Below are 24,485 nucleotides of genomic sequence, written 5' to 3'. Positions count from 1 at the left end.
TTGCACTCGGTGAGCTTAGGCCCTGGCCGAAGGTGAAAAGCGAGGATGGGTCACGGTGCGCCTTCTCGATGCGCTGGCCGCGGACGGATACGGTGTCATCCATGGCGGGCCGAACTCCTCCGGCGAGCCGGGGCCGTGCCGCGTCCACGTCGCGCGGCGCCGCGACCTCGCGTGCCCGGCAACCGGCCCGGCCGGTCAAGAAGGCGGCCGCCAAACCGGCCGCCCGCAAGCGTCCAGCGGCGCGGAAGCCGCCGCCCGCGATCGGGCCCGGTGTGGCCCGGGGCGTCGGCGCGCTGTGGATGGGGCTGGCGCACAGCGTCGGCTGGGTGGCCCGGGGCGCCGGGCGCAACGCGCGCAACATCGGCCCGGAGCACCGCCGCGACGGCGCCGGGCTGCTCATGCTGGGCTTCTCGATCCTGACCGCGGTGGCCGTCTGGGCGCACAGCGCGGGACCGCTCGGGCAGCGCCTGGCCGACGCGATCCACCTGTTCTTCGGCGGGCTCGGCGTGTTCCTGCCGCTGCTGTTCTTCTACGGCGCGGTGCGGCTGATGCGCGAGCCGGTCGACCCGGAGCACCGGGGCCGTAACCCGGTCGGCTGGTCGGCGGTCATCATCGCGATCAGCAGCCTGCTCTACCTCTCCGACGACCCGACCCCGGACGTCGCGCTGACCGGCGACGGCGGCCTGCTCGGTTACGGCGTCGGCTCGGTGCTGGAGCGGGCGGTGAGCGCCTGGGTGGCCGTACCGTTGCTGATCCTGCTCTTCATCTTCGGTCTGCTGGTGATCACCGCGACCCCGATCGCGAAGATCCCGGAGCGGTTCGCGCTGCTCGGCGACCTGGTGCTGGGCCGGTCGCACCAGGCGGCCCCGGTCCTCCCGCCGCACGAGGCGGACGAGGCCGACGAGGCGGTGGTGGCCGCGCCGGTCAAGCCGCGCCGCCGCCGGCCGTCCCCGGTCCCGCTGCCGCCGGAGGAGCCGGACGGGCTGGATGAGCCCGAGGAAGACCTGATCCTGCACGACACGGTGGCCCTGCCGAAGGTGCCGGCCACCCGGAAGAAGCCGGCGCCGCCGGAGCACTCCGAGCCGCCGATGCGCGCCGAGCAGCTGGACATCTCCTCGGTGGAGAGCGGCGACTACAAGCCGGCGCCGTCCAAGCTCCTCGCCACGGGCGCCCCGGCCAAGGCCCGCAGTCGCGCCAACGACGAGATCATGGCCGCGCTCACCGGCGTGTTCGAGCAGTTCAACGTGGACGCGATGGTCACCGGCTTCACCCGTGGCCCGACCGTCACGCGGTACGAAGTGGAGATCGGCCCGGGCACCAAGGTCGAGCGGATCACCCAGCTGTCGCGCAACATCGCGTACGCGGTGAAGTCTCCCGATGTCCGGATCCTCTCGCCGATCCCGGGCAAGTCGGCGGTCGGCGTGGAGATCCCGAACACCGACCCGGAGAACGTGGCGCTCGGCGACGTGCTCCGGTCGCCGGTCGCCGCGCACGATCACCACCCGATGGTCGTCGCGCTCGGCAAGGACATCGAGGGCGGCTTCGTCGTGGCGAACCTCGCGAAGATGCCGCACATCCTGATCGCCGGCGCGACCGGCGCCGGCAAGTCCAGCTGCCTCAACTCGCTGCTGGTGAGCCTGCTCACCCGGGCCACGCCGGAGCAGGTGCGGCTGATGCTGGTCGACCCGAAACGGGTGGAGATGACGGCGTACGAGGGGATCCCGCACCTCGTCACCCCGATCATCACCAACCCGAAGAAGGCCGCGGACGCCCTGGAGTGGGTGGTCCGCGAGATGGACATGCGCTACGACGACCTGGCGGCCAACGGGGTCCGGCACATCGACGACTTCAACCGCAAGGTCCGCAGCGGCGAGATCGTCGCCCCGCCGGGCAGCGAGCGGGTGATGAAGCCGTACCCCTACCTGCTGGTGATCATCGACGAGCTGGCCGACCTGATGATGGTGGCGCCGCGCGACGTGGAGGACTCGGTCGTCCGGATCACCCAGCTGGCCCGGGCGGCCGGCATCCACCTGGTCCTCGCCACCCAGCGCCCGTCGGTCGACGTGGTCACCGGCCTGATCAAGGCGAACGTGCCGTCCCGCCTGGCCTTCGCCACCTCGTCGCTGGCCGACTCCCGGGTCATCCTGGACCAGCCCGGCGCGGAGAAACTGCTCGGCCGCGGTGACGGCCTCTTCCTCCCGATGGGCGCCTCGAAACCGACGCGCATCCAGGGCGCCTGGGTGGACGAGAAGGAGATCGCGGCGGTCGTCAAGTTCTGCAAGGACCAGCGCGAGCCGGAGTTCCAGGAGGGCGTCACCGACGCGCCGCCGAGCAAGAAGAAGGAGATCGACGAGGAGATCGGCGACGATCTCCAGCTGCTGATCCAGGCCATCGAGCTGGTGGTGACCAGCCAGTTCGGCTCGACGTCGATGCTGCAGCGCAAGCTGCGGGTGGGCTTCGCCAAGGCCGGCCGCCTGATGGACCTGATGGAGACGCGCGGGATCGTCGGGCCTTCCGAGGGATCCAAGGCGCGAGATGTCCTGATCAAGCCGGACGAACTGGAAGAATCGCTGGCCGCGCTCCGGGTGGATTGATTCTCCGGCCGGATCGAGATCACATTCTTCATCGACGCGCGTCCGCTGGGGTGCGGATCGCATGCTCCCGCGCGGGGCGGGCCCGGAGATCTGGCCGCTGCGCGTCCAGAGCGATCTCCGGACCCTTCAATGCCCGTGGGTGGTTCCGGAGATCAAAATCGGTGCGCCGCCTCACCGGGCCACGGAGATCGGCGCCGGGAACGGGTCCCGGAAGGTGAAGCCTTCCGGGGTGGGGCCGTCGGCTCGCAGGCGGTCCAGCCGGGCGATGCCCTCCTTCAGGGTGGGTTGCTCGCCGGCCGGGAGCCACCACATGACCAGGGCGGCCTCCGGGCCGTTCGGGTGGAACCACTCGCGGCGGCGGCGCAGGTAGTCCAGGTGCTCGCTCTGGTAGGCGTAGGCGCGCAGGTGCTCGGGCGACTCCCAGACCGACATCGTGTAGATCCGGAGGGGGTCGGCGTCCTCGGCGATGGTGCCGTCGCCGTCCTCGCCGACCAGCCGCCAGACGAAGCCGGGTGAGCGGTCGGCCAACTCGTTCATCAGGGTGAGGCCGGTGACGAACTCGGCCATCGACGGGTCGTCCAGCGGGGCTTTCAAGCGGGCGGTGTTGATCTGGGCGAGGTGGAAGGCGCTCATGACATCAGCTCACCAACTCCCGGCTCTATTGTCAATCAGTCTTTGTTTTAGAAAGGCTGACGCAGCAGCGGCCGGGGGCGGCGTCCATCCGCGCGGTCCATGCCGCGTCCAGGCCGGCGCCGGCCAGCAGGCCGTTGATCATCGCCAGGTTCATCCCGCAGATCACCGGGGGAAACTGCTCGGCCAGCCGGTGGAAGGGACAGTTGCGCAGCTCGATCCGGTCCGGGTGGCCGGCCGCCGTCGGCGCGTAGCCGTGGCCGGTCAGCAGCTCCTGGACGTCCTCGCTCTCGCCGGTGGCCGTCCGCTGCCCGTGCGCGGTCTTGTCAGCGGCGGCTCGCTGCCCGTGCCGCCGGGCCACCTCGTTCAGCACGTTCTCCGCGCCGGTCTCGTCGAGCGCCTCGGCGAGCAGTTCGGCCGCGGTGCGGTAGGCGCGCGGCGGCACGCTGACCGCGTGCTCGGCCGGGGCCAGGTGGTACAGCTTGGCCGGCCGCCCGGCGCCCGGCCCGGTGCGCCCGGACCGCCGCGCGTAGGAGGTCGCCAGCAGCCCGGCGGCGACCAGCTTGTCCAGGTGGAACGCCGCGAGCGTGCGGCCGATGCCGAGCGCCTCGGCCACCTCGTCCCGCCCGACCGGCCCGGCCCCGTCGGCCACCACCCGGTACGCCCGCCGCCGCACCCCGTCGGCGAGGGTGGTCAGGGCGTCCAGGTCGTCCAGGTCTTCCGATGTCGTCACGCCGCAATCGTATTGCCAACCTGCTTTGGCGCTAGAAAGGCCGTCTCGTCGAGCCGGTTCACCTGCGGCAGCGGCGCCGGCCGGAGCAGCTGCCAGACGGTGAGCAGCAGGGCGGCCAGCATCAGCACCGCCAGCACCCGGAAGTCCAGCGGCTGCGGCCGGTTCCCGCCGAGGAAGTACGGCAGGTAGCTCATCAGCGAGGCCACCTGCACCAGGATCGGCGCCGGCCACAACCGCCGCGGCCGGTACAGCGCGGCCACCACGGCCAGCACCTCGGCCTGCATGAAGTACCGCTCGTGCATCCCGGGCAGCAGGAACGGCACCAGGATGCTGTAGCTCGCGGCGAGCAGCACGATCCGCTCCCGGTCCAGCGGGATCCGCCGGATCAGCACGACGTAGGCGAGCAGCAGCACGGCGGCCGCGGTGAACAGCACCCCGACGGTCCGGAAGTCGGCGATCACCTCGACCCGCGGCCGGATGAACGTGTAGATCGACGGCGCGTTCATGGACAGCGCCGGGTACTCGCCGCTCTGATCCGCGTAGATCAGCATCAGATCCCGGAACGGGCGGCCGGCCAGCCAGGCCGGGATCGCCGCCAGGACGTAGACGAGCGGGATCGGGGCCAGGTGGCGGACCCGGATCCGGCCGGCCAGCAGCAGCACGAACAGCACCGGGAACACGAAGATCGCCTGCAGCTTGACGGTGATCGCCAGCCCGAACAGCGCCATCGCCACCCAGGGCCGGTCGCGCAGCAGGTAGTACAGCCCGGCCATGGTGAACGCGGTGTAGATCGAGTCGCACTGGGCCCAGAACGCGCCGTTCAGCACCACGGTCGGCAGCAACAGCACCAGCACGCCGGCCAGCGCCATGATCCGGCGGTCCGGACGGTGCAGGCCGACGATCCGGGCCGCGTACCAGGCGAGCACCGCGTCGAACCCCACCGACACGCTCTTCACCAGGTACACCAGCGGGATCGGGGTGTGCTCGTGCACCCAGGTGAGCACGCTCAGCAGATAGAGGTAGGGGACGTTGTAGTTGGCGAAGTCGTCCCCCATCGAGGCGAAGTAGCCGTGCGCGGCGATGTAGCGGCTCCACGGCCGGAGGAAGGCCACGAAATCCCCGGCCAGCCAGTCCCGCCCGGCGAAACGCAGCAGCGCCGCCACCACGACCAGGGCCACGATGAGCAGGGCATCGGGATTCAACCCCCGTGTACGGAATCTCGTCACGAGGGCCGGACGGTAACGGCCCGAGGTGTACGCGAGCGTTCCTCCCGCCTGCCTGATCCGCTGAACAGATGGTGAAGGGCGAACGACGGGGTACCAGCCGAGCGGTGGAAGGCCGTCCCACCCGAGCCCGGTAACCTTGCAGCGTGTCAGTAACTCCTCCCCCTTCTCGCCGTGTCGCTCTCCTCACCCTGGGCTGTGCCCGTAACGAGGTCGACTCGGAGGAGCTCGCCGCCCGACTCGACGCCGACGGCTGGGAGGTCGGCACCGACGCCGCCCAGGCCGACGTGGTCCTCGTCAACACCTGCGGCTTCGTGGAGAAGGCGAAACAGGACTCGATCGACACCCTGCTCGCCGCCGCCGACACGGGCGCCAAGGTGGTCGCGGCCGGCTGCATGGCCGAGCGCTACGGCAAGGAGCTCGCGGAGAATCTGCCCGAGGCCGACGCCGTGCTCGGCTTCGACGACTACACCGACATCGGCGACCGGCTGACCGGGGTGCTCAACGGTGAGAAGCACGCCGCGCACACCCCGCGGGACCGCCGTGAGCTGCTCCCGATCACCCCGGTGCAGCGGCACACCAGCAAGGTGGTGGTCCCCGGGCACGCCACGGTCGACGAGCACACCCCGGCGCACCTGCGCAAGGTGCTGCGCCGCCGGCTCGACTCCGGCCCGGTCGCCTCGCTCAAGCTGGCCAGCGGCTGCGACCGGCGCTGTGCGTTCTGCGCGATCCCGGCGTTCCGTGGCGCGTTCGTCTCCCGTGATCCGCAGGAGCTGCTCGCCGAGGCGGAGTGGCTGGCCAAGACCGGCGTCCGCGAGCTGGTGCTGGTCAGTGAGAACAGCACGTCGTACGGAAAAGATCTCGGTGATCCTCGTCTGCTGGAGAAACTGCTCCCGCAGCTCGCCGCGGTCGACGGCATCGTCCGGGTCCGGGCCAGTTACCTGCAGCCCGCCGAGACCCGCCCCGGCCTGGTCGAGGCGATCGCCACCACGCCCGGCGTGGCGGCCTACTACGACCTGTCCTTCCAGCACTCCAGCGAGCCGGTGCTGCGCCGGATGCGCCGTTTCGGCTCCACCGAGCGCTTCCTGGAGCTGCTCGAGTCGGCCCGCAAGCTGGCCCCGGAGGCCGGCGCCCGGAGCAACTTCATCGTCGGTTTCCCCGGCGAGACCCGGCAGGACGTGGACGAGCTGATCCGCTTCCTGAGCGAGGCCCGGCTGGACGCGATCGGCATCTTCGACTACTCCGACGAGGACGGCACCGAGGCCGCCGGCCTGACCGGCAAGGTCCGCCCGGACACCATCAAGCGACGGTACGACAAGGTCGTCGCGCTCGCCGAGGAGCTCTGCGCCCAGCGCGCCGAGGACCGGCTCGGCAGCACCGTCGAGGTGCTCGTCGACACGGTCGAGGACGGCGAGATCGAGGGCCGCGCCGAGCACCAGGCGCCCGAGGTGGACGGCTCCACCACGCTGGTCGCCGGCGAGCAGGGCGTCGACCTGGCCGCGCTGCGCCCCGGCGACCTGGTCCGGGCCCGGGTCACCGGGACCGAGGGCGTCGACCTCATCGCCGTGCCGATCGAGATGGTCTCCGCAGCGCGGGTCGACCGGTGACCGACGAGCCGGTTCCGGTGGCCGCACCCCGCGTGGTGTCGCTCTACAACGCGGCCAACGCGCTGACCGTGCTCCGGCTCATTCTCGTCCCGGTCTTCCTGGCCATGGTGGTCGCCTCCCAGATGACCGACCACGACTGGCGGATCGGCGCCTGCGTGGCGTTCTGCGTGGCGTCGGCGACCGACTTCGTGGACGGCTGGATCGCCCGCCGCTGGCATCTGGTCACCTCGTTCGGCAAGATCGCCGACCCGATCGCGGACAAGGCGCTGACCGGCACCGCCCTGGTCCTGCTCTCCGCGTACGACCAGCTGCCCTGGTGGATCACCGTGGTGATCCTGGCCCGCGAGTGGGGGATCACCGCGCTGCGCTTCTGGGTGATCCGATACGGGGTGATCCCGGCCTCCCGGGGTGGCAAGCTCAAGACCGGCCTGCAGACCCTGGCGATCGCCTGGTACCTGTGGCCGGTCCCGGAGCCGTTCGACGTGATCGGCACCTGGGTGATGTACGCCGCGCTGATCGTGACCGTGGTCACCGGCGTCGACTACGTGATCGAGGCGTTGCGCCTGCGGCGGGCCGCCCGCCTGGCATGAACCGCGGCAGAACGGGCACCCTCGCCCGGGGTTCACGGTGAGTGCGTCTGAGGAGGACCTGGTGGAGATGGCGGTGGCCGCCGCGGCGGCTGTCCACATGCTGGTCGAGCGGCGCGAGTCGCTGGCGACCGCGGAGTCGCTGACCGGCGGCCTGGTGGCCGCGACGATCGTGGAGATCCCCGGGGTGAGCGCGGTCTACCGGGGCGGCCTGGTGGTCTACGCCACCGAGCTCAAGGGGACGCTGGCCGGGGTGCCGCGGGACCTGCTCGACGAGCGCGGGCCGGTCGACCGCGATGTGGCCGGGAAACTGGCCGAGGGCGCCCGGGAGCGCTGCGGCGCCGATTGGGGGCTGGCCACCACCGGCGTCGCCGGCCCGGAGCCGCAGGGCGGCAAGCCGGTCGGGCTGGTCTACGTGGCGGTCGCCGGGCCGGATCGGACAGAAGTGCGGGAGCTGACCCTGACCGGTAACCGGGCGGCCATCCGTATCGAAAGTGTGACCGCCGTCCTTGAATTGCTCACCGACGTTCTGCGTGCCGCACCGGCTCCGGTGTGACCTGGGAATATCGCCGTCGCTGAGCCGGTTGTCGGTGGGTGCCGCGGGCGGGCCGGCCGAGGAATTCGGCGGGGCGGGATGTCGCCGTCGCTCGCGGCAGGTACGGTTGCGGGAAGCCTCCGGCGTGTGCCGGCGGCCCCGCCCGCAGGAGGAGGTGCCATGGTCCTGCTACGCCGGGTTATCGGCGACGCACTTCGTGCGCGCCGGCAGGGACAGCACCGCACGCTGCGCGAGGTGTCGACCGCCGCGAACGTCAGCCTGGGTTATCTGTCCGAGATCGAGCGCGGCCAGAAAGAGGCCTCCAGCGAGCTGCTCGCGGCCATCTGCGACGCCCTCGGCGCACGTCTCTCCGAGCTGCTCGGTGAGGTGAGCAACACTCTCTCCCTCGCGGAGAACATGGAGGGTGTGCTCGTCCCGGTCGACGGCCAGCCGGCCGAGGCCGCCCGCCAGGTCGCCACCGACGGCAGCGTCTCGGTGTCGGTCCGCCAGGACTCGCCGCTCAAGGCGACCCTGCACGCCACCCGCACCAAGAAGCGTGACGTGGTCTACGCGGCCTAGTCCGCCACGATCTCCGCGGTCCAGCCCGGCCGTCTCCGTGGCCCGGTCCGCTCCTCATCCAGCGATCTCCCGCCGGTTACCGGCGTGCCCTCGGCGACCCGACGGCGAAAGGCCCGGATTCGACCGCACCATGCCGGTCGTTCCGGGCTTTTTCCGTCACCGCGCCGTTGTTCCGGGCCCGGTGCCGGTCGCGGCTGTACCCCTCCGGGGCGTAGCCTCGTTCTCAGGCTCGATGCCAGGGGAGACCCTGAGATCCCCCGTAGGTCACGTGACGCCGCTGGCGTCGGGCTGACACGATGGTTTCGCGTCGCCGCCCGGATCCGGTCCGGTCGTGACGCGTCCGACCGAGCGACATTGAGGGGATACCGCGAGATGGCGAACCCGTTCGTCAAGGGCTGGCATTACATGATGGCGCTCTTCGGCGCGAAGATCGACGAGTACGCCGACCCGAAGGTGCAGATCCAGCAGGCCATCGAGGACGCCCAGCGACAGCACCAGGCGCTCGTGCAGCAGGCTGCCGCCGTCATCGGCAACCAGCGGCAGCTCGAGATGAAGCTGTCCCGGCAGATGTCCGAGGTCGAGAAACTCCAGGGCATGGCGCGGCAGGCGCTGGTCCTCGCCGACCGGGCTCGCGCCGGCGGCGACGAGGCCGAGGCGCAGAAGTACGAGCAGACCGCGCAGACCCTGGCCACCCAGCTGGTCTCCGGCGAGCAGTCGATGGAGGACCTGAAGACCCTGCACGACCAGGCCCTCGCCGCCGCCGGTCAGGCCCGCAAGGCGGTGGAGAACAACGCGATGGTGCTCCAGCAGCGCATCGCCGAGCGGTCCCGCCTGCTCAGCCAGCTCGAGCAGGCCAAGATGCAGGAGACCGTGGCCAAGTCGCTGGAGTCCATGTCGGAGCTCGCGGCGCCCGGCAACACGCCGTCGCTGGACCAGGTCCGCGACAAGATCGAGCAGCGGTACGCGAACGCGATGGGTCGCGCCGAGCTGGCCTCCAACTCGGTCGAGGGCCGCATGCTCGAGGTGCAGAAGTCCAGTCTGGACCTGGCCGGCGCGTCCCGCCTGGAGCAGATCCGGTCTAGCATGGCGGGGGAGAAGCTGGGCGGCAGCCCGGCGCAGCCCGCCGTCGGTCAGGGTTCCGCGGCGCCGGCCGCCGACCCGGCCAGCGTGGCCCGGCTGGACGAGATCCGCGCCAGCATGAACCAGAAGCGCGGCGACACCACCGCCGCCGGCTGATCCTCTTCGAGCAGCTCCGAGCGGCGGGAGGCGAAACGTGGACGAGCGGGGGAGATATCTTCGCCGGCTGAAGCGGTTGCACGGGTCGGCGCGCCGGTGGAGCGTGCTGGGCGGCGGCCTGGCCGCGGCCACCGTCGTGCTGGTGCCCTATTCCGGCCTCGGGATAGCGGACGCGGCCTGGGCCGCCGGGGCGGGCGCCTCGGTGGTCCTGGCTCGCTGGCGCTGGCGTGACTACCGGGAGCTGGACGCCCAGCCCACCCCGGAGCCGAGCCTGCCCCTGCCGCGGTTCGCGAGGGCGCTGGAGCGGTCCGAGGTGGGCCGTACGGTGCTCAACGAGGTCCGCCGGCAGAAAAACCGGTACGCCCTGCGCGGCTCGGTGATCGCCGACGCGTGGGACCGGCTGGAGCGCGCGTCGGCCACGATGACCGGGCTGGCCGGCCGGCTCACCGGCGCCGGCGAGACCGCCGCGCTGGAGGCGGCCACCGCCGAGCACTGGCTACGCGACCTCGGCCAGCGGGTGGCCAGTGTGGAGAAGGCGATCCCGCTCGGCCAGCCGGACCGCCGCTCCGCCCTGGAGCAGTCGCACGCCGCGCTGGTCGAGCAGTTCACCGAGGGCGTCACCGCGTTCGAGGAGCTGGTCGCCGCCTCCGCGGGCTACGTCGCCGAGGACGGCCAGCCGATGACCGACACCCGCCACCCGGCCTATTTCAGCCTGGTCGAGGCCACCGAGCGCCTCCGCGGCATCGCCGAGGGCCTGGCCGAGCTCCGCGACCAGACGGCCCGCTTCACCACCACCCCACCCCGCCAGCCCACCGACCCGGCCGACCACTCCCCGGACCGTTCCCGCCAGCCCAGCTGACCGCCCCACGCCGTCTCGCTCCGCTGGCCGAGCCATGCCATGCCGTTCCGCTGGCTCCGCCAGCTCTGCTCGCCCCGGCGTTCTCGTGCGGGGCCGCTCCCGCTGGGCCAGCCGATCCGGCCGTCCTCGTGCCGGACCGCCCTCGCCACCCCGGCCGTGCTCGCGCCGGAAACTCTTGCCACCCCGGCCGTGGTCGCGCCGAATTCGCTCGCAGAGCGGCGGCCCGCACGGCGGCCTGCTTCGGCCGGCCCGGTCGGTCTCGGGTCACTCCGTCAGGGCACCGGCTCGGGGACCTGGGTTCGGGCTGGCCGCGTGAGGCCGACCGGCTCGGGTGAACCCTTCGCGAGCCGGAGCCGGCTGGCCCGGGCGTCAGTGGGAGCTGGTGGTGGCGGGCTCGGGCTGGCAGCGGGGGCACCAGTAGGTGATGCGGTCCTCCACTTCGGCGCGGGCGCGGGTCGGGTCGCGCTCGACCTTGCGGACCGGGGTGCGGCACCGGCGGCACGGCTGCCCGCGACGGCCGTAGACGTAGCTCGTCTCGCCCCGGCGCAGCGAGCCGGTGGTGGTCTGGGTCCAGCGGCCGCGGTTGGAGGCGACCAGGCGCTGGGCCAGCTCCACCGTTCCGGTGAGGTCGGGAACGTCGGCGACCCGGGTCCACGGCCAGAGCCCGCGCAGGAAGAGCGTCTCCGCCTTGTAGAGGTTGCCGACCCCGGCCAGATTCCGCTGGTCGAGCAGCGCCTCGGCGATCGTGACGTCCGGGTGGGCGGCGATCCGGCGGGTGGCCTCGGCCGGATCCCAGTCCGCGCCGAGCAGGTCCGGCCCCAGATGCCCGACCAGCTGATCCTCCCGCTCGGTCGGGATCAGCGTCAGGTCGTGCAGGTGGTAGCCGACAGCGACGGCCCGCGCGGTCCGCAACACCACCCGGATCAGATGCGCCGGCCGCCCGGTCCACCGCTCACCGGGCCGGTAGACGCGCCACGCCCCGTCCATCCGCAGATGCGAGTGCAGCGTGAGCCGCTCCACCGCGCCCCCGGCGCCTCGGGTGAGGCGGAGCAGGAGGTGTTTGCCGCGGCTGGCGGACTCGGCCACGGTCCAGCCGGTCAGGTCGGTGGTGGCCAGCTGAGGAACCCGGAAGTCGGAACCGGTCAGCACCTCGCCGAGGAGGGCGCGCTCCACCACGCGGGCGGTGTTCCAGACGGTGTCCCCTTCCGGCATGGACTCCATCCTGCCCGGCTGGTCCGCACTTAAGCATCCGCAGGAGCATCTCTCCGCAGGTGAGGAGGACGTGTCGGTGCCCGGCGCGGTCCGGTTCCGGGATGCGGTCCGGTCAGCGGCGCTCGGCGATCCGGACCACGTCGCCGGGGACCACGGAGAGCACGACCACGGCCCGCCCGTTGTTGACCGCGATCGCCACCCGGTCCGCGGAGTCGGCGTAGACCAGCAGCTCACCGGCGTTCACGTCGGCGAAGGTGCCGCCCCGCCGGGCGCGGACCGTGCCGTTCACCATGAGCTCCGTGCCCAGGCCGGTGAGCATCGCGCCCTCGGCGGCCAGCTGCACGTTGCCGAACCGGTCCACGGTCAGCACCTCGGCCTCCAGCCAGCCGTCACCGACCGCGGCCACCGGGTCGGGCAGGCGGACCAGCGAGGCCGGGTCGACCGCCGGGCCGGCCTCGGCCGGGTCCGCGCCGGCTGCCAGCCGGGCCGCGGCCGGGGCGAACACGTCCCGGCCGTGGAAGGTGCGCGAGACGTCGCCCAGCATCCAGTCCTTGTTGCTCAGCTCGTGGGCGGCGACGATGCCGCCGAGCGTCTCGGCGGCCCAGATCAGCAGGCCGTTGTCCGGGCCGACCAGCAACCCGTTCGGCGTGCTCAGCACCACGCCGCGGCGGGCCGTGCCGACGCCCGGGTCGACGACCGCGAGGTGCACCGACGGCGGCAGGTAGGGCGCGGTCTGGGCGAGCACCGCCGCGCCGCGGGTCACGTCGGCGGGTGGCACGTGATGCGTGACGTCGATCACTCGCAGGTCCGGAGCGATCCGGGCGATCGAGCCGTGGCAGGCCGCGACGAAACCGTCGAAGGTGCCGTAGTCGGTGGTGAAGCTGACCCATCCATAGCCGCCCATGGTGGCCAACGTTACTGCCAGTTGTCGGCGGATGCGGCCCGGGCACGCCGTACCGATCTGGCAGGGTTGACGCATGCGCCTCGTGATCTTCACCGAGCCCCAGCAGGGTGCCAGCCACGATGACCTGCTGCGGGTCGCCAAGGCCGCCGAGGACGGCGGCTTCGACGGATTCTTCCGCTCCGACCACTACCTCAAGATGGGCGACGGGTCCGGGCAGCCCGGTCCCTCCGACGCCTGGATCACCCTGGCCGCGCTGGCCGTGCAGACCTCCCGGATCCGGCTCGGCACGCTGGTCAGCTCGGCCACCTTCCGGCTGCCCGGGCCGCTGGCGATCGCGGTCGCCCAGGTGGACGCGATGAGCGGCGGCCGGATCGAGTTCGGCCTCGGCGGCGGCTGGTTCGACGCCGAACACCGGGCTTACGGCATCCCGTTCCCGGCGGTCGGCGAGCGGTTCGACCGGCTGGAGGAGCAGCTCGAGATCATCACCGGGCTGTGGCAGACGCCGGTCGGCTCGACGTTCGACTTCGACGGGAAGTTCTACCAGCTCAGCGACTCGCCGGCGCTGCCCAAGCCGGTCCAGTCGCCGGTCCCGGTGATCGTCGGCGGGCACGGCAAGAAGCGGACGCCGGACCTGGCGGCCCGGTTCGCGACCGAGTTCAACGTCCCGTTCTCCAAGATCGCTGACATTCCGGCGCAGTTCGACCGGGTCCGCGCGGCCAGCGAGGCCGTCGGCCGGGCCGAGCCGCCGGCGTTCTCCGCGGCGGCGGTGCTCTGCGTCGGCCGCGACGACGCCGAGGTGCGCCGCCGGGCCGCCGCGATCGGCCGCGAGGTCGAGGAGATGCGGGAGAACGGCGGGATCGTCGGCACCCCGGCCGAGGTGGTCGAGACCATCGGGCGGTACGCGGAGGCGGGCGCGTCCCGGCTCTTCACCCAGGTCCTGGACCTGTCCGACCTCGATCACGTGCAGCTGGTCGCGTCGGACGTGCTGCCCCAGCTCTGAGCGCGGTGGCGGCCGCCGTCCAGGCGGCCGCCTTTCGCCCGCGCGGCCTTTCCCTGCGGCGGCCTTTCCCTGCGGCCTTTCCCTGCGGCGGCCTTTTGCTGCGGCCGCTCCCTGTGGCGGCCTTTCCCTGCGGCCGTTTTCAGCCGCGCAGTCGCAGCCCCCGTGGCGTAGCCCGGAACCCCGCCGCCGTCAGCGCCTCCCGCAGCGGCGACGAATGCACCGACTCCCCGTCCGCCCGCTCCACCGACATCGCCCCCAGCGCCCCGGACCGCACCGAAGCCGCCAGCGCCTGCCCGGCCGCCACCAGCGCCTCCGGGTCGTCGGCGAACGACAGCAGCGTCCGGCCGCCGCGCTCCACATAGAGCACCAGCTCGCCGCCGACCAGCACGACCAGCGCCCCGGCCTTGCGCCCGGCCCGGTGCCCGGCCTTGGCGACCGGCTCCCCGTCGCCGCTGTCCACGATCCGCTCCGGCCAGGGCAGCGCCGCGCCATAAGGGTTCGCCGGATCGGCCGCGGCCAGCACCAGCGCGCCGGTCCCGGTGCGTTTGGCCAGCTCGGCCGGCTCGGCCAGGGCCCGCAGCCGGTCCACCGCCCCGGGCACCGCGAACTGCGCCGCCCCGAGCCCCTCCACGAAGTAGCCCCGGCGGGCCGCCCCGCGCTCCTCCAGCGCGCTCAGCACCGGATAGACCGCGGCGAACCCACCGGTCACCCCCTCGGCCATCACCGCGCCGCGGGTCACCACCCCGTGCCGCTCCAGCAGCAGGTCGGCGAGCGCGGCCGCCCGCCGGGTCGGGTCCGGGTCCCGCTCCGGCAGCCGGGACCAGCGGCCGGCCATGTGCAGCGGCCCGGTCCGGGACGGCAGGTGCGGGCGGCCAGGACGCCGGTAGCGGGTCCGGGCCGGCGCGGCTTTCGCCTTGTGGGCGCCGCTGCCGCCGAGCAGCGCCCGGAGCGGCGCCAGCGTGTCGTTGGTCAGGTGGCCGGCCCAGACCAGGTCCCACACCGTCGCGGCCAGCTCGGTGTCGTCGGTCGCGCCGATCCGGTCGGAGAGCGAACGGAAGAACAGCGCCTGACCGTCGCCGAGCGCGTCCAGCACCGCCTGGTGCGCCGGGGTCAGCGCGAACTCGTCGTCCGGCGGGGGCAGCAGCAGGGGAGCGCTGTCCGCGTAGGCCAGCGTCACCCACCCGTCGCCGCCGGCGATCGAGCCGGACCCGGCCCACAGCACCTCGCCGCCGGCGCACAGCTCGTCGAGCAGCGGCGGCGCGTAGTCGGCCACCCGGGCCGGCAGCACCAGCCGCTCCCACGCCGAGGCCGGCACCGCCACGCCCTGCACCTGCTCGATCGCGGCGGCCAGCGCGTCCACCCCGCGGGCGTTGCCGCCCACCTGGTGCCAGCGTGGCAGGAACGCGGCCAGCACCCGGGGCGGCACCGGCTCGATCTCCCGGCGCAACGCGGCCAGCGAGCGCCGGCGCAGCATGCGCAGCACCTCGGCGTCGCACCACTCGGTGCCGGCGCCCTCCGGGGAGAACTCGCCGGACGTGACCCGGCCGGCCCCGCTCAGCCGCTTGAGCGCCTGCTCCACCACGAACACGCCCAGCCCGAACCGGGCCGCGCAGGTCGCCGCGAGGAACGGCCCGTGCGTGCGGGCATAGCGGGCGACCAGGTCACCGAGCGGATCGGTGACCGGCTCCAGATAGGCCTCCGGCACGCCGACCGGCAGCGCCACGCCGAGCGCGTCCCGGTAGCGCCCCGCGTCGTCGATGCCGATCCAGCGCTCCTCGCCGGCCACCCGCACCCGGATCGCCCGGCGTGCCGACTCCAGCGAGCGCGCCCAGTCCTCCGGCACGCCGCGCTCGGCCAGCTCGGCGGCGGACAGGTCGCCGAGGAGCCGGAGCAGCTCGGCCGCGTCCTCGGCGTCGCGCGGGGTGCGCTGGGTGGTGCGCCACTGCAACTGCGCCTCGGTCTCGGTGACCACCGCCGGGTCGAGCAGCTCGCGCAGGTCGACCCGGCCGAGCAGCTCGCCGAGCAGGGTGGCGTCCAGGGCCAGCGCGGCGGCGCGGCGCTCGGCCAGGGGAGCGTCCCCCTCGTACAGGAAAGCGCCGACGTAGCCGAAGAGCAGCGACCGGGCGAACGGGGAGGGGCGCGGGGTCTCCGCCTCGACCAGGCGGACCTTGCGCCCGGCGATCTCCCGCATCAGGCCGATCAGGCCGGGCACGTCGAAGACGTCCTGCAGGCACTCGCGGGCCGCCTCCAGGGTGACCGGGAAGTCGGCGAACTCCCGGGCCACGTCGAGCAACTGCGCCGAGCGCTGCCGCTGCTGCCAGAGCGGCTGGCGGCGGCGCGGGTCGCGGCGAGGCAGCAGCAGCGACCGGGCCGCGCACTCCCGGAACCGCGAGGCGAACAGCGCCGACGTGCCCACCGACTCCTCGACCAGTTGGGCGATCTCCTCCGGGTCGAAGGCGACCAGGTCGGCGCCGGGCGGCTCGTCCGCGGTGTCCGGCAGCCGCACCACGATGCCGTCGTCGGAGGGCATCACCTGGCCGTCCACGCCGTAGCGCTCGCTGAGCCGGCGGGCGATCGCCAGCGCCCACGGCGCGTTGACCTTGGCGCCGAGCACACAGTGCACGGTCATCCGCCAGTCGCCGAGCTCGTCGCGGAACTTCTCCACCACGATGGTCCGGTCGTCCGGCAGGTGACGGGTCGACTCGCGCTGCTCCCGCAGGTAGGTCACCAGGTTGCCGGCCGCCCACTCGTCCAGGCCGGACTCGCGCAGCGCGGCGACGGCCGGCTCGTCCCCGGCCTTGGCCAGCGCGCGCAGCCGGGCCCCGATGGCCCGGCCCAGCTCGATCGGCCGGCCGGGGGAGTCGCCTTTCCAGAACGGCATCCGGGCCGGCGCGCCCGGCGCGGGGGAGACCAGCACCCGATCCGGGGTGATGTCCTCGATCCGCCACGAGGTCGAGCCGAGCAGGAACACGTCGCCGACCCGGGACTCGTAGACCATCTCCTCGTCCAGCTCGCCGACCCGGGAGGCCCGCTCGGAACCGGCCAGGAAGACCCCGAACATGCCCCGGTCCGGAATCGTGCCGCCACTGGTCACCGCGAGTCGCTGAGCGCCCGGCCGGCCGGTGAGCAGATCGGTGCCGCGGTCCCAGACCAGCCGGGGCCGCAGCTCGGCGAAGGCGGTCGACGGATAGCGCCCGGAGAGCATGTCCAGCACGGCGTGCAACGCCGACTCGGGCAGCTCGGCGAACGGCGCGGCCCGCCGGACCAGCCCGGCCAGCTCGTCGACCGGCCACGGGTCCAGCGCCACCATCGCCACCACGTGCTGGGCCAGCACGTCGAGCGGGTTCCGCGGGTAGCGCAGCTCCTCGATCGCGCCGTCCGTCATCCGCTCCGCGACCACCGCGCAGGAGAGCAGGTCACCGCGGTGCTTGGGGAAGACCACGCCGCGCGACACCGCGCCGACCTGGTGCCCGGCCCGGCCGATCCGCTGCAGACCGGCCGCGACCGTGGGCGGCGCCTCGATCTGCACCACCAGGTCGACCGCGCCCATGTCGATGCCGAGCTCCAGGCTGGAGGTGGCGACCACGGCCGGCAGGCGGCCGGACTTGAGCGCCTCCTCGATCTGTTTGCGCTCCTCCCGGGACACGCTGCCGTGGTGCGCCCGGGCGATCACCGGCGGCGCCCCCGAGGCCGCGCCGGCCTGCGCCATGACCGCCGCCGGCATACCGCCGGACCCGTTCGCCCGCGCGGCACCGGGCCCGTTCCCCCGTGCGGTGCCGGGCCCGTCCCCCCGCCCGCTGCCGGCTCCGCTCCTCCGGATCGCCGCGGGCGGGCCGCCTGCCCGCGGCGCGAAAGCCGCCGGTCCGCCGGCCAGCAGATCGCCGATCGCCGCCGGGTCCGCGTCGGCCGCGGTCCCTCTTCCGGTACGCCCGGAGCCCAGCCCGCCGCCGGCCTCGCCGGAGCCCCGCCAGTCGTCCGGTCCGGTGTCCGGCTGGTCGTCCGGCGGCGCCTCCCCGCGCCGGACCGGCTCACCCCGCTCCGCCGCCTCCTCGGTGAGCCGGGCCAGCTCGGCCCGCTCCGCCGCCAGCTCGTTGAGCCGGGCGCACAGCCGCTCCGCCCCGCGCCGCGAATTCGTGAAGACGATCGTCGACCGGTGCCCCTCGATCAGGTCGAGCACCCGCTCCTCGACCGCCGGCCAGATCGACGGCGTGTGCCGCCCGCCCTCCAGGTCGTCGCCGGCCGGCGCCTCGTCGAGCCGGGTCATGTCCTCCACCGGCACCTCGACGGAGACCTCGATGGTCTTGGCGCTCGGCGGCCGGACGATCTCGACGTGCTGCGACCCGCCGAGGAACCGGGCGGTCTCCTCGATCGGCCGCACCGTCGCGGACAGCCCGATCCGCTGCGCCGGCCGCTCCAGCAGCGCGTCCAGCCGCTCCAGGGAGAGCGCCAGGTGCGCGCCGCGCTTGGTGGCGGCGACCGCGTGCACCTCGTCGATGATCACCGTCTGGACACCCCGCAGCGACTCCCGCGCCGCCGAGGTGAGCAGCAGGAACAGCGACTCCGGCGTGGTGATCAGGATGTCCGGCGGGGTGCGGGCGAACCCGCGCCGCTCGTCCGCCGGGGTGTCCCCGGTGCGCATCCCGACGGTGATCTCCGGCGGGGGCAGGCCGAGCCGGCCGGCCGCCTGGCGGATGCCGGTCAGCGGTGCCCGCAGGTTGCGCTCGACGTCGACGGCCAGCGCCTTCAGCGGGCTCACGTAGAGCACCCGGCAGCGGCGCCGGACCTCCTCCGGAGCCGGCTCGCGGGCCAGCCGGTCGAGCGACCAGAGGAACGCGGCCAGCGTCTTGCCGGAACCGGTGGGCGCGACCACGAGCGCGTGCCGGCCGGCACCGATCGCCCGCCACGCCCCGTCCTGGGCGGCGGTGGGCGCGGCGAACGCGGCCGTGAACCACGCCCTGGTGGCCGGACCGAACTTCTCGAGCACCTCTCGCACGCCATCCATCCTTCCCCGGGGGTACGACAAAAACCCGCGCGCGGGGGCCGGGTGATCGTCGTTCCCTGGGCGCTCTGTCCGTGATTATCCTGATAGCCGACGTGATGGGTGGGTGCCGATGGCGGTCAGGCAGATGCTCGTCGCCGGTCGGTACCGTCTTCTGGAACCGGTCGGCGCCGGCGGGATGGGACGGGTCTGGCTGGCCCGGGATCAGATGCTGGACCGGGACGTCGCGATCAAGGAGATCGTCCCGCCGGACTGGATGACCTCCGCGGAGAAGGACCGGCTGCACAACCGGACGCTGCGGGAGGCGCGCAGCGCCGCCCGGCTGACCCATCCGCACGTGGTCCGGGTCTACGACGTGCTGCACGACGAGGGCCTGTCCTGGATCGTCATGGAGTACGTCGCCTCCCGCTCGCTCTACCAGGTGCTGCTCACCAAGGGGCCGTACCCGCCGGTGGAGGCGGCCCGGATCGGCCTGGCCGTGCTGGACGCGCTGACCGCCGCGCACCGGGCCGGCGTGCTGCACCGCGACGTGAAGCCGCACAACGTGCTGATCGGCTCCGACGGGCGCGTGCTGCTGACCGATTTCGGTCTGGCCACCTTCGTCGACGACGGCATGGTCACCACCCCCGGCCTGATCGTCGGCTCGCCGCAGTACGTCTCCCCGGAGCGCGCCCGGGACGGCGCCTCCACGGTGGAGTCCGACCTGTGGTCGTTCGGCGCCACCCTCTACGCGACCGTCGAGGGCCAGTCGCCGTATGCCCGGGACAGCGCCATGGCCACGCTCGCCGCGCTGGCCACCGAGCCGCCGGATCCGCCGGCCCGGGCCGGGCCGCTCGCCCCGGTCCTGCACGGCCTTCTCCGGTACGAACCGCAGGCGCGCCTGACCGCCGAGGAGGCCGACCGGCAGCTCCGGGCGATCGTCAAGGACGCCGACCCGGTGGTGCCCGCCCAGCGGCGCGGCCCCGCGACGCCGGTCGGCGAGACGCCGCCGCCGGCCGCGGGCACGCGGCGCGCGGAGGACGAAGACACCCCCAACCTGGCCGGATTCGATCGGCCGGCGGCGAGTGCGCCCCCGGCCGGGTCGCCGCTGACCGACACCGCGCCGGTCGCCGCCGTGCTCCCCGAGCCGGCGGCCGAGCGGGAGCCGGCGGCCGAGCGGGAGCTGGGGGCCGAGCGGGAGCTGGGGGCCGAGCGGGAGCCGGAGGCGGCCGGCGCGGATCCGGCCGGCGACACCACCGGCTCGGGGGGCTGGTGGCTCCCATCCGGGCACTGGCCGGCCGGGGGGAGCCCGGACCCGGTCTCCCCGGCCGGACCCACCGCGGACGACGCCGGCGACAGCATCTCCAGCCCCGGGTTCACCGGGCGCTACATCGAGGGCACCTTCATCGCCCACGACGAGCCCGGCCACCACCACGCCACCCCGGTCCCGGCGGCCGCGAGCCATGGCCACTACGACACCGGGCACCGGGGTGCCGCCGGCAACCGGGGACCGCGGGCCGGCCGGTTCCGCCCGAACCGGTCCCCGTCCGCCGCCGGCCGGCCGGCCGCCAGCCGGTTCCTGCGCCGCGGCAACCAGGCGACCGGCGGGCGGATCCCGAGACCACGCGGGCCGTTCGCCGGCCGGCTGGGCACCGCCCGGGCGACGTCGCGGCGGTGGACCCCGCGGCGCCCGGTGCTGAGTCGTACCGGGATCCGGTTGATGATCGTGGGTCTGGCGCTGGTCGCGCTGCTCGGCGGCGCCCTGGCCGGCCTGCACCTGGTCCGGCAGAGCGGCCTCGTACCGGAAATGGTCCGCCCGCCGGTCGTCTCCCCGTCCGTGTCGCGGGCCTCGCCGGTGACCCCCGCGGTGGCTCGGCCCGGCGGTTTCTCGCCGATCGTCTGCGACGCGCCGCCGCCCGCCGGGGTGCCGGTCGCGCCGAAGCCGGGCGCGGCCCGCGGGGTGAACGGCTGGACCCTGCAGGCCGGATGGTCCTACTTCACCGACGGGAGCGGGTTCCACCTGCCGGTCCCGGACGGCTGGACCTACCACCGGCTGGGCAGCACCTACTGTTTCCGGGACCCGCGGACGACCCGGGTGCTGAGCCTGGACGTGGGCCGCCGGAGCGGGGCCGATCCGCTCCAGGGCTGCCGGGCCGAGGACCGCCGGCTGCGGCTGGGCGGCCGGGTCCGGGACTACGCGCTGATCGCGATCGCCCCGGTCACGCTGCTGCACGAGGCCGCCGACTGGGATTACCGCTACCGCGGCGAGGCGGGCGTGCTCCGCCGGGCCACCACCCGCTGGTTCGCGGCCGGTGGCCGGGCCTACGCGCTCGGCTGGTCCACCCCGGACGCCGTCTGGGCCGCCGAGTTCGGCAAGGTGCAGATGGTACGGAGCACCTTCTACGCCGACAGCGCCGCGGCCTCCCGCGCCGCCCGGCGCGGATGACCGCGTACGGTCAGCTCACGCTCGCCGTGGCGAGCTTGATGCCGAACCCGACGAACAGCGCGCCCACCCCGGTCGCCGCCCCGGCGGCCAGCCGGCGCCGCCGCTGGAACTGCCCGGCCAGGAACCGGCCCCCGAAGATCAGCGCGGTCAGGTAGAGCGCGCTGAAGAACTGCACCACCGCGCCGAGCACCAGGAACGACAGCGCCGGATGCGGATATCCCGGCTGGACGAACTGGATGAAGAACGAGACGAAGAACAGGATCGCCTTCGGGTTCAGCAGGCTGATCACCGCGGCCCGCCGGAACGGCCGCTGCAGCTCGGCCGGCGTCTCCTCGACCGCCGCGGCCAGCTCACCCCGGCTGCGCCACTTGCCCCAGGCGCCGCGGATGATGTTCACCCCGACCCAGGCCAGGTAGCCGGCGCCGGCGTACTTCAGCACCAGGAACAGCGGCGGGTACGTCCCGAGCAGCGAGGACACGCCGGTCGCCGACAGGATCATGAGCACCGCGTCGCCCAGGAAGACGCCGAACGCCGCCTGGTAACCGGCGCGCACGCCCCGCCGGGCGCCGACCGAGAGTACGAAGATCGAATTCGGCCCGGGGAGCAGGATGATGGCGACCACGCCGAGCACGTAGGTCCAGAAGTCAGTGATGCCCAGCATGGTCATGCCCCTTCCGCTTGTCAGGCGGCGGCCAGGCGGTCCCGCAGGCGCTGCGCCGCGGCCGGCCACTCGTCCGCCGTCATCGCGAACAGTACGGTGTCGCGCCAGCTGCCGTCCGGCCGCAGCCGCTGCCGGCGGATCACCCCGTCCCGGCTGGCTCCGAGCCGGGCGATGGCGGCCTGTGACCGCTCGTTGCGGATGTCCGTGTACCAGAACACCCGGGCCGCGCCGAGCACGTCGAACGCCCGCTCCAGCAGCAACAGCTTCGCCTCGGTGTTCACCCCGGTCCGCCACCACTTGCGGCCCAGCATGGTGTGCCCGATCCCGACCGAGCGCCGATCGGGGTCGACGTCGTGGTAGGTCGTGATGCCCATCACCGCGCCGGACGCCGGGTCCACCTGGGCCCAGCCGGCCCGGTCGCCGCGCCACTGACCGCGGATCACCTCGGCGATGTCCGCGGCCATGTCGGCCACCGAGCGCGCCCGCGGCGTCGGGATGTGCCGCCAGACCTCCTCGTCGTCCAGCGCCTCGAACATGCCCTCGGCGTGCGCCGGGGCGAGCGGCTCCAGCCGGACGTGCCGGCCGGTCAGCAGCACCGGGGTCGACCACCGCGCCGAGGTGCGGCCGGGCAGGTAGGCCGGGGGCGGGACCGGGACGCCGGCGTCGGTCTCCGGCGGGCCGGCCACCCGGCGCAGCGGCAGCACCCCGGCCCAGTGCGGCAGGCCGAGATCCGCCGGGTCGTCGGCCACCCCGCCGTCGCGGACCCGGACCGAGACCTCGGCCAGCGGCAACGCCAGCACGCTGGTCTGCGCCATCTCCTGCCCGGTGGGCGGGCGGCTGTCCGCGGCCCGGCCGACGCCGACCTTCTCCACCAGGGCGTGCATGGCCACCGACTTCTCCGCCGGGTCGGTGACCGGGCGGGCGACGCCGTGCGCGACCACCGAGCGGTAGTTGGCGCTGTGGTGGAACTGGGACCGCCCGAACACCAGGCCGTCGAGCAGGGTCACGCTGACGCAGACCGGGATGCCGTCGCCCCGGGCGGCCAGCGCCATCCGGCCGCCGGTGGAGCCGTGCACGTAGAGCGTCCCACCGACCCGGACGTGCAGGGTGGGCAGCACGCGAGGCTCGCCGTCCACCACGAAGGCGACCGAGCAGTCGTACGCCTCGTCGAGGATGGCGTGCGCGCTCTCCTTGTCGTAGTGCATCCGTTTCCGGTTGCGGAGCGCGGTGGTGCGTGCGGTGACGGCGTAGGCGTCGGTCATCAGGGCCCTCCCGTGCTTGCTTTCCGGCTTGTACTAGTACAGAATCGCGACTGTGTCAGGACAATATCAGGTGACCGGGGAGACCGCCGCCGCGATTTCGGCGAGCATCGAGGCCGGCGTGATGCGCGGCGACTGGGCCTTCGGTGCGGCCCTGCCACCGGTCCGGGCGCTCGCCGCCGCGCTGCACGTCAGCCCGGCCACCGTCGCCAAGGCCTACCAGGAGCTGCGGCACCGCGGCGTGGTCGAGACCGAGGGCCGGCGCGGCACCCGGATCCGGTCCCGCCCGCCGGTGGCGGTCTCCCGGTCGGCGTTGCGGCTCCCGGCGCCACCCGGCCTGCTGGATCTCTCCGCCGGCGACCCCGACCTGCGGTTCCTGCCCCCGCTGGGCCCGGCCCTGCGAGCGGTCGCCGAGCGGGTCGGGCCGCCGCGGGGCTACACCGCGGCGACCACCCTGCCGGAGCTGATCGAGGCGGCCCGGCCCCGCCTGCTCGCCGAGGGCGTGCCGGCCGGCGACGCGGCGATCGCTGTCACCGCCGGCACCCTCGACTCGATCGAGCGGCTGCTCACCGCCCATCTCAAGCCGGGTGACGCGGTCGCCGTCGAGGACCCGGGCTGGGCGGCGCTGCTGGACCTGATCGCCGCCCTGGGCATGCGGCCGCTGCCGGTCGCGCTGGACGCCGAGGGCCCCGATCCGGAGTCGCTGGCCGCCGCCCTGCGCGCCGGAGCCCGGGCCGTGGTGATCACCGTCCGCGCGCAGAACCCGACCGGCGCCGCGGTCAGCGCCACCCGGGCCGCCGTCCTGCGCGAGCTGCTCGGCGCGCATCCGGAGGTGCTGCTGATGGAGGACGATCACGCCGCCGAGCTGGCCGAGCAGCCGCCGCACTGCGTCGGCCCGGTGACCCGCTGGTGGGCCTTCATCCGGTCGGCCTCCAAGCCGTTCGGGCCGGACCTGCGGGTCGCCCTGCTGGCCGGGGACGAGACGTCGGTGGCCCGGGTCGCCGGCCGGATGCGGATCGGGATGGGCTGGGTGTCCACCCTGTCCCAGCGGCTGCTGCTCCAGCTCTGGCGCGACCCCGAGGTGTCCGAGCTGGTCGCGGCGGCGGCCCGGTCCTATGCGGCCCGGCGCACCGCCCTGCGCGACCGGCTCCGCGAGCACGGCGTCCCGTCCTCCGGCGACACCGGCATCAACGTCTGGGTCCCGGTCCCCGACGAGACCCACGCGATCACCGTGCTCCGCGACGCGGGGTTCGCGGTGGCGCCCGGGGCGCTGTTCCGCGTCGCCTCGCCACCCGGCGTCCGGATCACCGTCAGCCCGCTGGCCGAGCCGGACATGCCGGCGCTCGCCCGGGCGGTGGCCACCGCGGTCCGCCCCGCCACCACCGGGGTGACGCGATAGTCCGCCGGTGGCGGATCGGTGTCCTCCGGGAGAGTGGGCCCGG

Annotated in this window: 18 protein-coding genes; 10 read left to right on the top strand and 8 right to left on the bottom strand. The window is 73.9% G+C overall.

Going from position 1 to position 24,485, the window contains the following annotated elements; translation table 11 throughout:
* Positions 1–101 precede the first annotated feature (101 nt).
* Positions 102–2,594 (top strand): FtsK/SpoIIIE family DNA translocase, encoded by a 2,493-nt coding sequence (locus BJY16_RS01860; RefSeq protein WP_185037401.1) that lies wholly within the window; start codon positions 102–104, stop codon positions 2,592–2,594.
* A 171-nt stretch (positions 2,595–2,765) separates the two neighbouring features.
* Here BJY16_RS01860 and BJY16_RS01855 read toward each other — a convergent pair whose 3' ends face one another.
* Genes BJY16_RS01855 through BJY16_RS01845 form a run of 3 tightly spaced genes read right to left on the bottom strand, consistent with a single transcriptional unit; the run spans position 2,766 to position 5,159 of the window.
* Positions 2,766–3,227, bottom strand: coding sequence for a DUF3291 domain-containing protein (locus BJY16_RS01855; protein ID WP_185037400.1), 462 nt, complete (start codon positions 3,225–3,227; stop codon positions 2,766–2,768).
* Positions 3,228–3,258: 31 nt separating this feature from the next.
* Positions 3,259–3,957 carry a helix-turn-helix transcriptional regulator gene (locus BJY16_RS01850; protein ID WP_185037399.1) on the bottom strand — a complete coding sequence of 233 codons (699 nt, stop codon included), beginning with the start codon at positions 3,955–3,957 and terminating at the stop codon, positions 3,259–3,261.
* Positions 3,954–5,159: a glycosyltransferase 87 family protein gene (locus BJY16_RS01845; RefSeq protein ID WP_221501859.1), complete on the bottom strand. Its 1,206-nt coding sequence runs from the start codon at positions 5,157–5,159 to the stop codon at positions 3,954–3,956. Before BJY16_RS01845 ends, BJY16_RS01850 begins: the two co-directional genes overlap by 4 nt.
* Before the next feature lie 167 nt (positions 5,160–5,326).
* Here BJY16_RS01845 and rimO point away from each other — a divergent pair, with 167 nt between their 5' ends.
* The 6 genes from rimO (at position 5,327) to pspM (ending at position 10,583) form a co-directional block, all read left to right on the top strand.
* Complete coding sequence (gene rimO / locus BJY16_RS01840) at positions 5,327–6,787, top strand: 30S ribosomal protein S12 methylthiotransferase RimO (RefSeq protein WP_185037397.1); 1,461 nt, start codon at positions 5,327–5,329, stop codon at positions 6,785–6,787.
* Positions 6,784–7,377, top strand: coding sequence for a CDP-diacylglycerol--glycerol-3-phosphate 3-phosphatidyltransferase (pgsA, locus tag BJY16_RS01835; RefSeq protein ID WP_185037396.1), 594 nt, complete (start codon positions 6,784–6,786; stop codon positions 7,375–7,377). Before rimO ends, pgsA begins: the two co-directional genes overlap by 4 nt.
* A gap of 67 nt (positions 7,378–7,444) precedes the next feature.
* Entirely contained in the window at positions 7,445–7,930 is a 486-nt protein-coding gene (locus BJY16_RS01830; RefSeq protein ID WP_185046219.1) for a CinA family protein, read from the top strand.
* Between the two features lie 159 nt (positions 7,931–8,089).
* Complete coding sequence (locus BJY16_RS01825; protein WP_185037395.1) at positions 8,090–8,488, top strand: helix-turn-helix domain-containing protein; 399 nt, start codon at positions 8,090–8,092, stop codon at positions 8,486–8,488.
* Between the two features lie 372 nt (positions 8,489–8,860).
* Positions 8,861–9,724: a PspA/IM30 family protein gene (locus tag BJY16_RS01820; RefSeq protein WP_185037394.1), complete on the top strand. Its 864-nt coding sequence runs from the start codon at positions 8,861–8,863 to the stop codon at positions 9,722–9,724.
* 37 nt (positions 9,725–9,761) lie between these two features.
* Positions 9,762–10,583 carry a phage shock envelope stress response protein PspM gene (gene pspM / locus BJY16_RS01815; protein WP_239178007.1) on the top strand — a complete coding sequence of 274 codons (822 nt, stop codon included), beginning with the start codon at positions 9,762–9,764 and terminating at the stop codon, positions 10,581–10,583.
* Between the two features lie 369 nt (positions 10,584–10,952).
* Here pspM and BJY16_RS01810 read toward each other — a convergent pair whose 3' ends face one another.
* Both BJY16_RS01810 and BJY16_RS01805 read right to left on the bottom strand, forming a co-directional pair.
* Positions 10,953–11,795: a DNA-formamidopyrimidine glycosylase family protein gene (locus BJY16_RS01810; protein ID WP_185037393.1), complete on the bottom strand. Its 843-nt coding sequence runs from the start codon at positions 11,793–11,795 to the stop codon at positions 10,953–10,955.
* Positions 11,796–11,907: 112 nt separating this feature from the next.
* A complete protein-coding gene (locus BJY16_RS01805; RefSeq protein ID WP_185037392.1) occupies positions 11,908–12,699 on the bottom strand; it encodes an SAM hydrolase/SAM-dependent halogenase family protein in 792 nt (263 codons plus the stop codon).
* 73 nt (positions 12,700–12,772) lie between these two features.
* Between BJY16_RS01805 and BJY16_RS01800 the strand changes: the two genes are divergently transcribed.
* Positions 12,773–13,699, top strand: coding sequence for an LLM class F420-dependent oxidoreductase (locus BJY16_RS01800; RefSeq protein ID WP_185037391.1), 927 nt, complete (start codon positions 12,773–12,775; stop codon positions 13,697–13,699).
* Between the two features lie 139 nt (positions 13,700–13,838).
* Here BJY16_RS01800 and BJY16_RS01795 read toward each other — a convergent pair whose 3' ends face one another.
* A complete protein-coding gene (locus tag BJY16_RS01795; protein ID WP_185037390.1) occupies positions 13,839–18,701 on the bottom strand; it encodes an Lhr family helicase in 4,863 nt (1,620 codons plus the stop codon).
* A 109-nt stretch (positions 18,702–18,810) separates the two neighbouring features.
* Here BJY16_RS01795 and BJY16_RS46825 point away from each other — a divergent pair, with 109 nt between their 5' ends.
* Positions 18,811–21,123, top strand: a complete 2,313-nt coding sequence (locus tag BJY16_RS46825; RefSeq protein WP_239178006.1) for a serine/threonine protein kinase — start codon at positions 18,811–18,813, stop codon at positions 21,121–21,123.
* 10 nt (positions 21,124–21,133) lie between these two features.
* Here BJY16_RS46825 and leuE read toward each other — a convergent pair whose 3' ends face one another.
* Positions 21,134–21,790: a leucine efflux protein LeuE gene (gene leuE, locus BJY16_RS01785; RefSeq protein ID WP_185037389.1), complete on the bottom strand. Its 657-nt coding sequence runs from the start codon at positions 21,788–21,790 to the stop codon at positions 21,134–21,136.
* 14 nt (positions 21,791–21,804) lie between these two features.
* The gene (locus BJY16_RS01780; protein WP_185037388.1) at positions 21,805–23,046 is read right to left on the bottom strand and encodes a bifunctional pyridoxamine 5'-phosphate oxidase family protein/GNAT family N-acetyltransferase; all 1,242 of its coding nucleotides are present in this window, start codon (positions 23,044–23,046) and stop codon (positions 21,805–21,807) included.
* A gap of 52 nt (positions 23,047–23,098) precedes the next feature.
* Between BJY16_RS01780 and BJY16_RS01775 the strand changes: the two genes are divergently transcribed.
* On the top strand, positions 23,099–24,442 hold the full coding sequence (locus tag BJY16_RS01775) for an aminotransferase class I/II-fold pyridoxal phosphate-dependent enzyme (RefSeq protein ID WP_185037387.1): 1,344 nt from the start codon (positions 23,099–23,101) through the stop codon (positions 24,440–24,442).
* Positions 24,443–24,485: the final 43 nt, after the last annotated feature.

The sequence above is a fragment of the Actinoplanes octamycinicus genome, from assembly GCF_014205225.1.
Classification (GTDB): domain Bacteria; phylum Actinomycetota; class Actinomycetes; order Mycobacteriales; family Micromonosporaceae; genus Actinoplanes; species Actinoplanes octamycinicus.
This window is presented reverse-complemented; position numbering and strand designations above follow the sequence as displayed.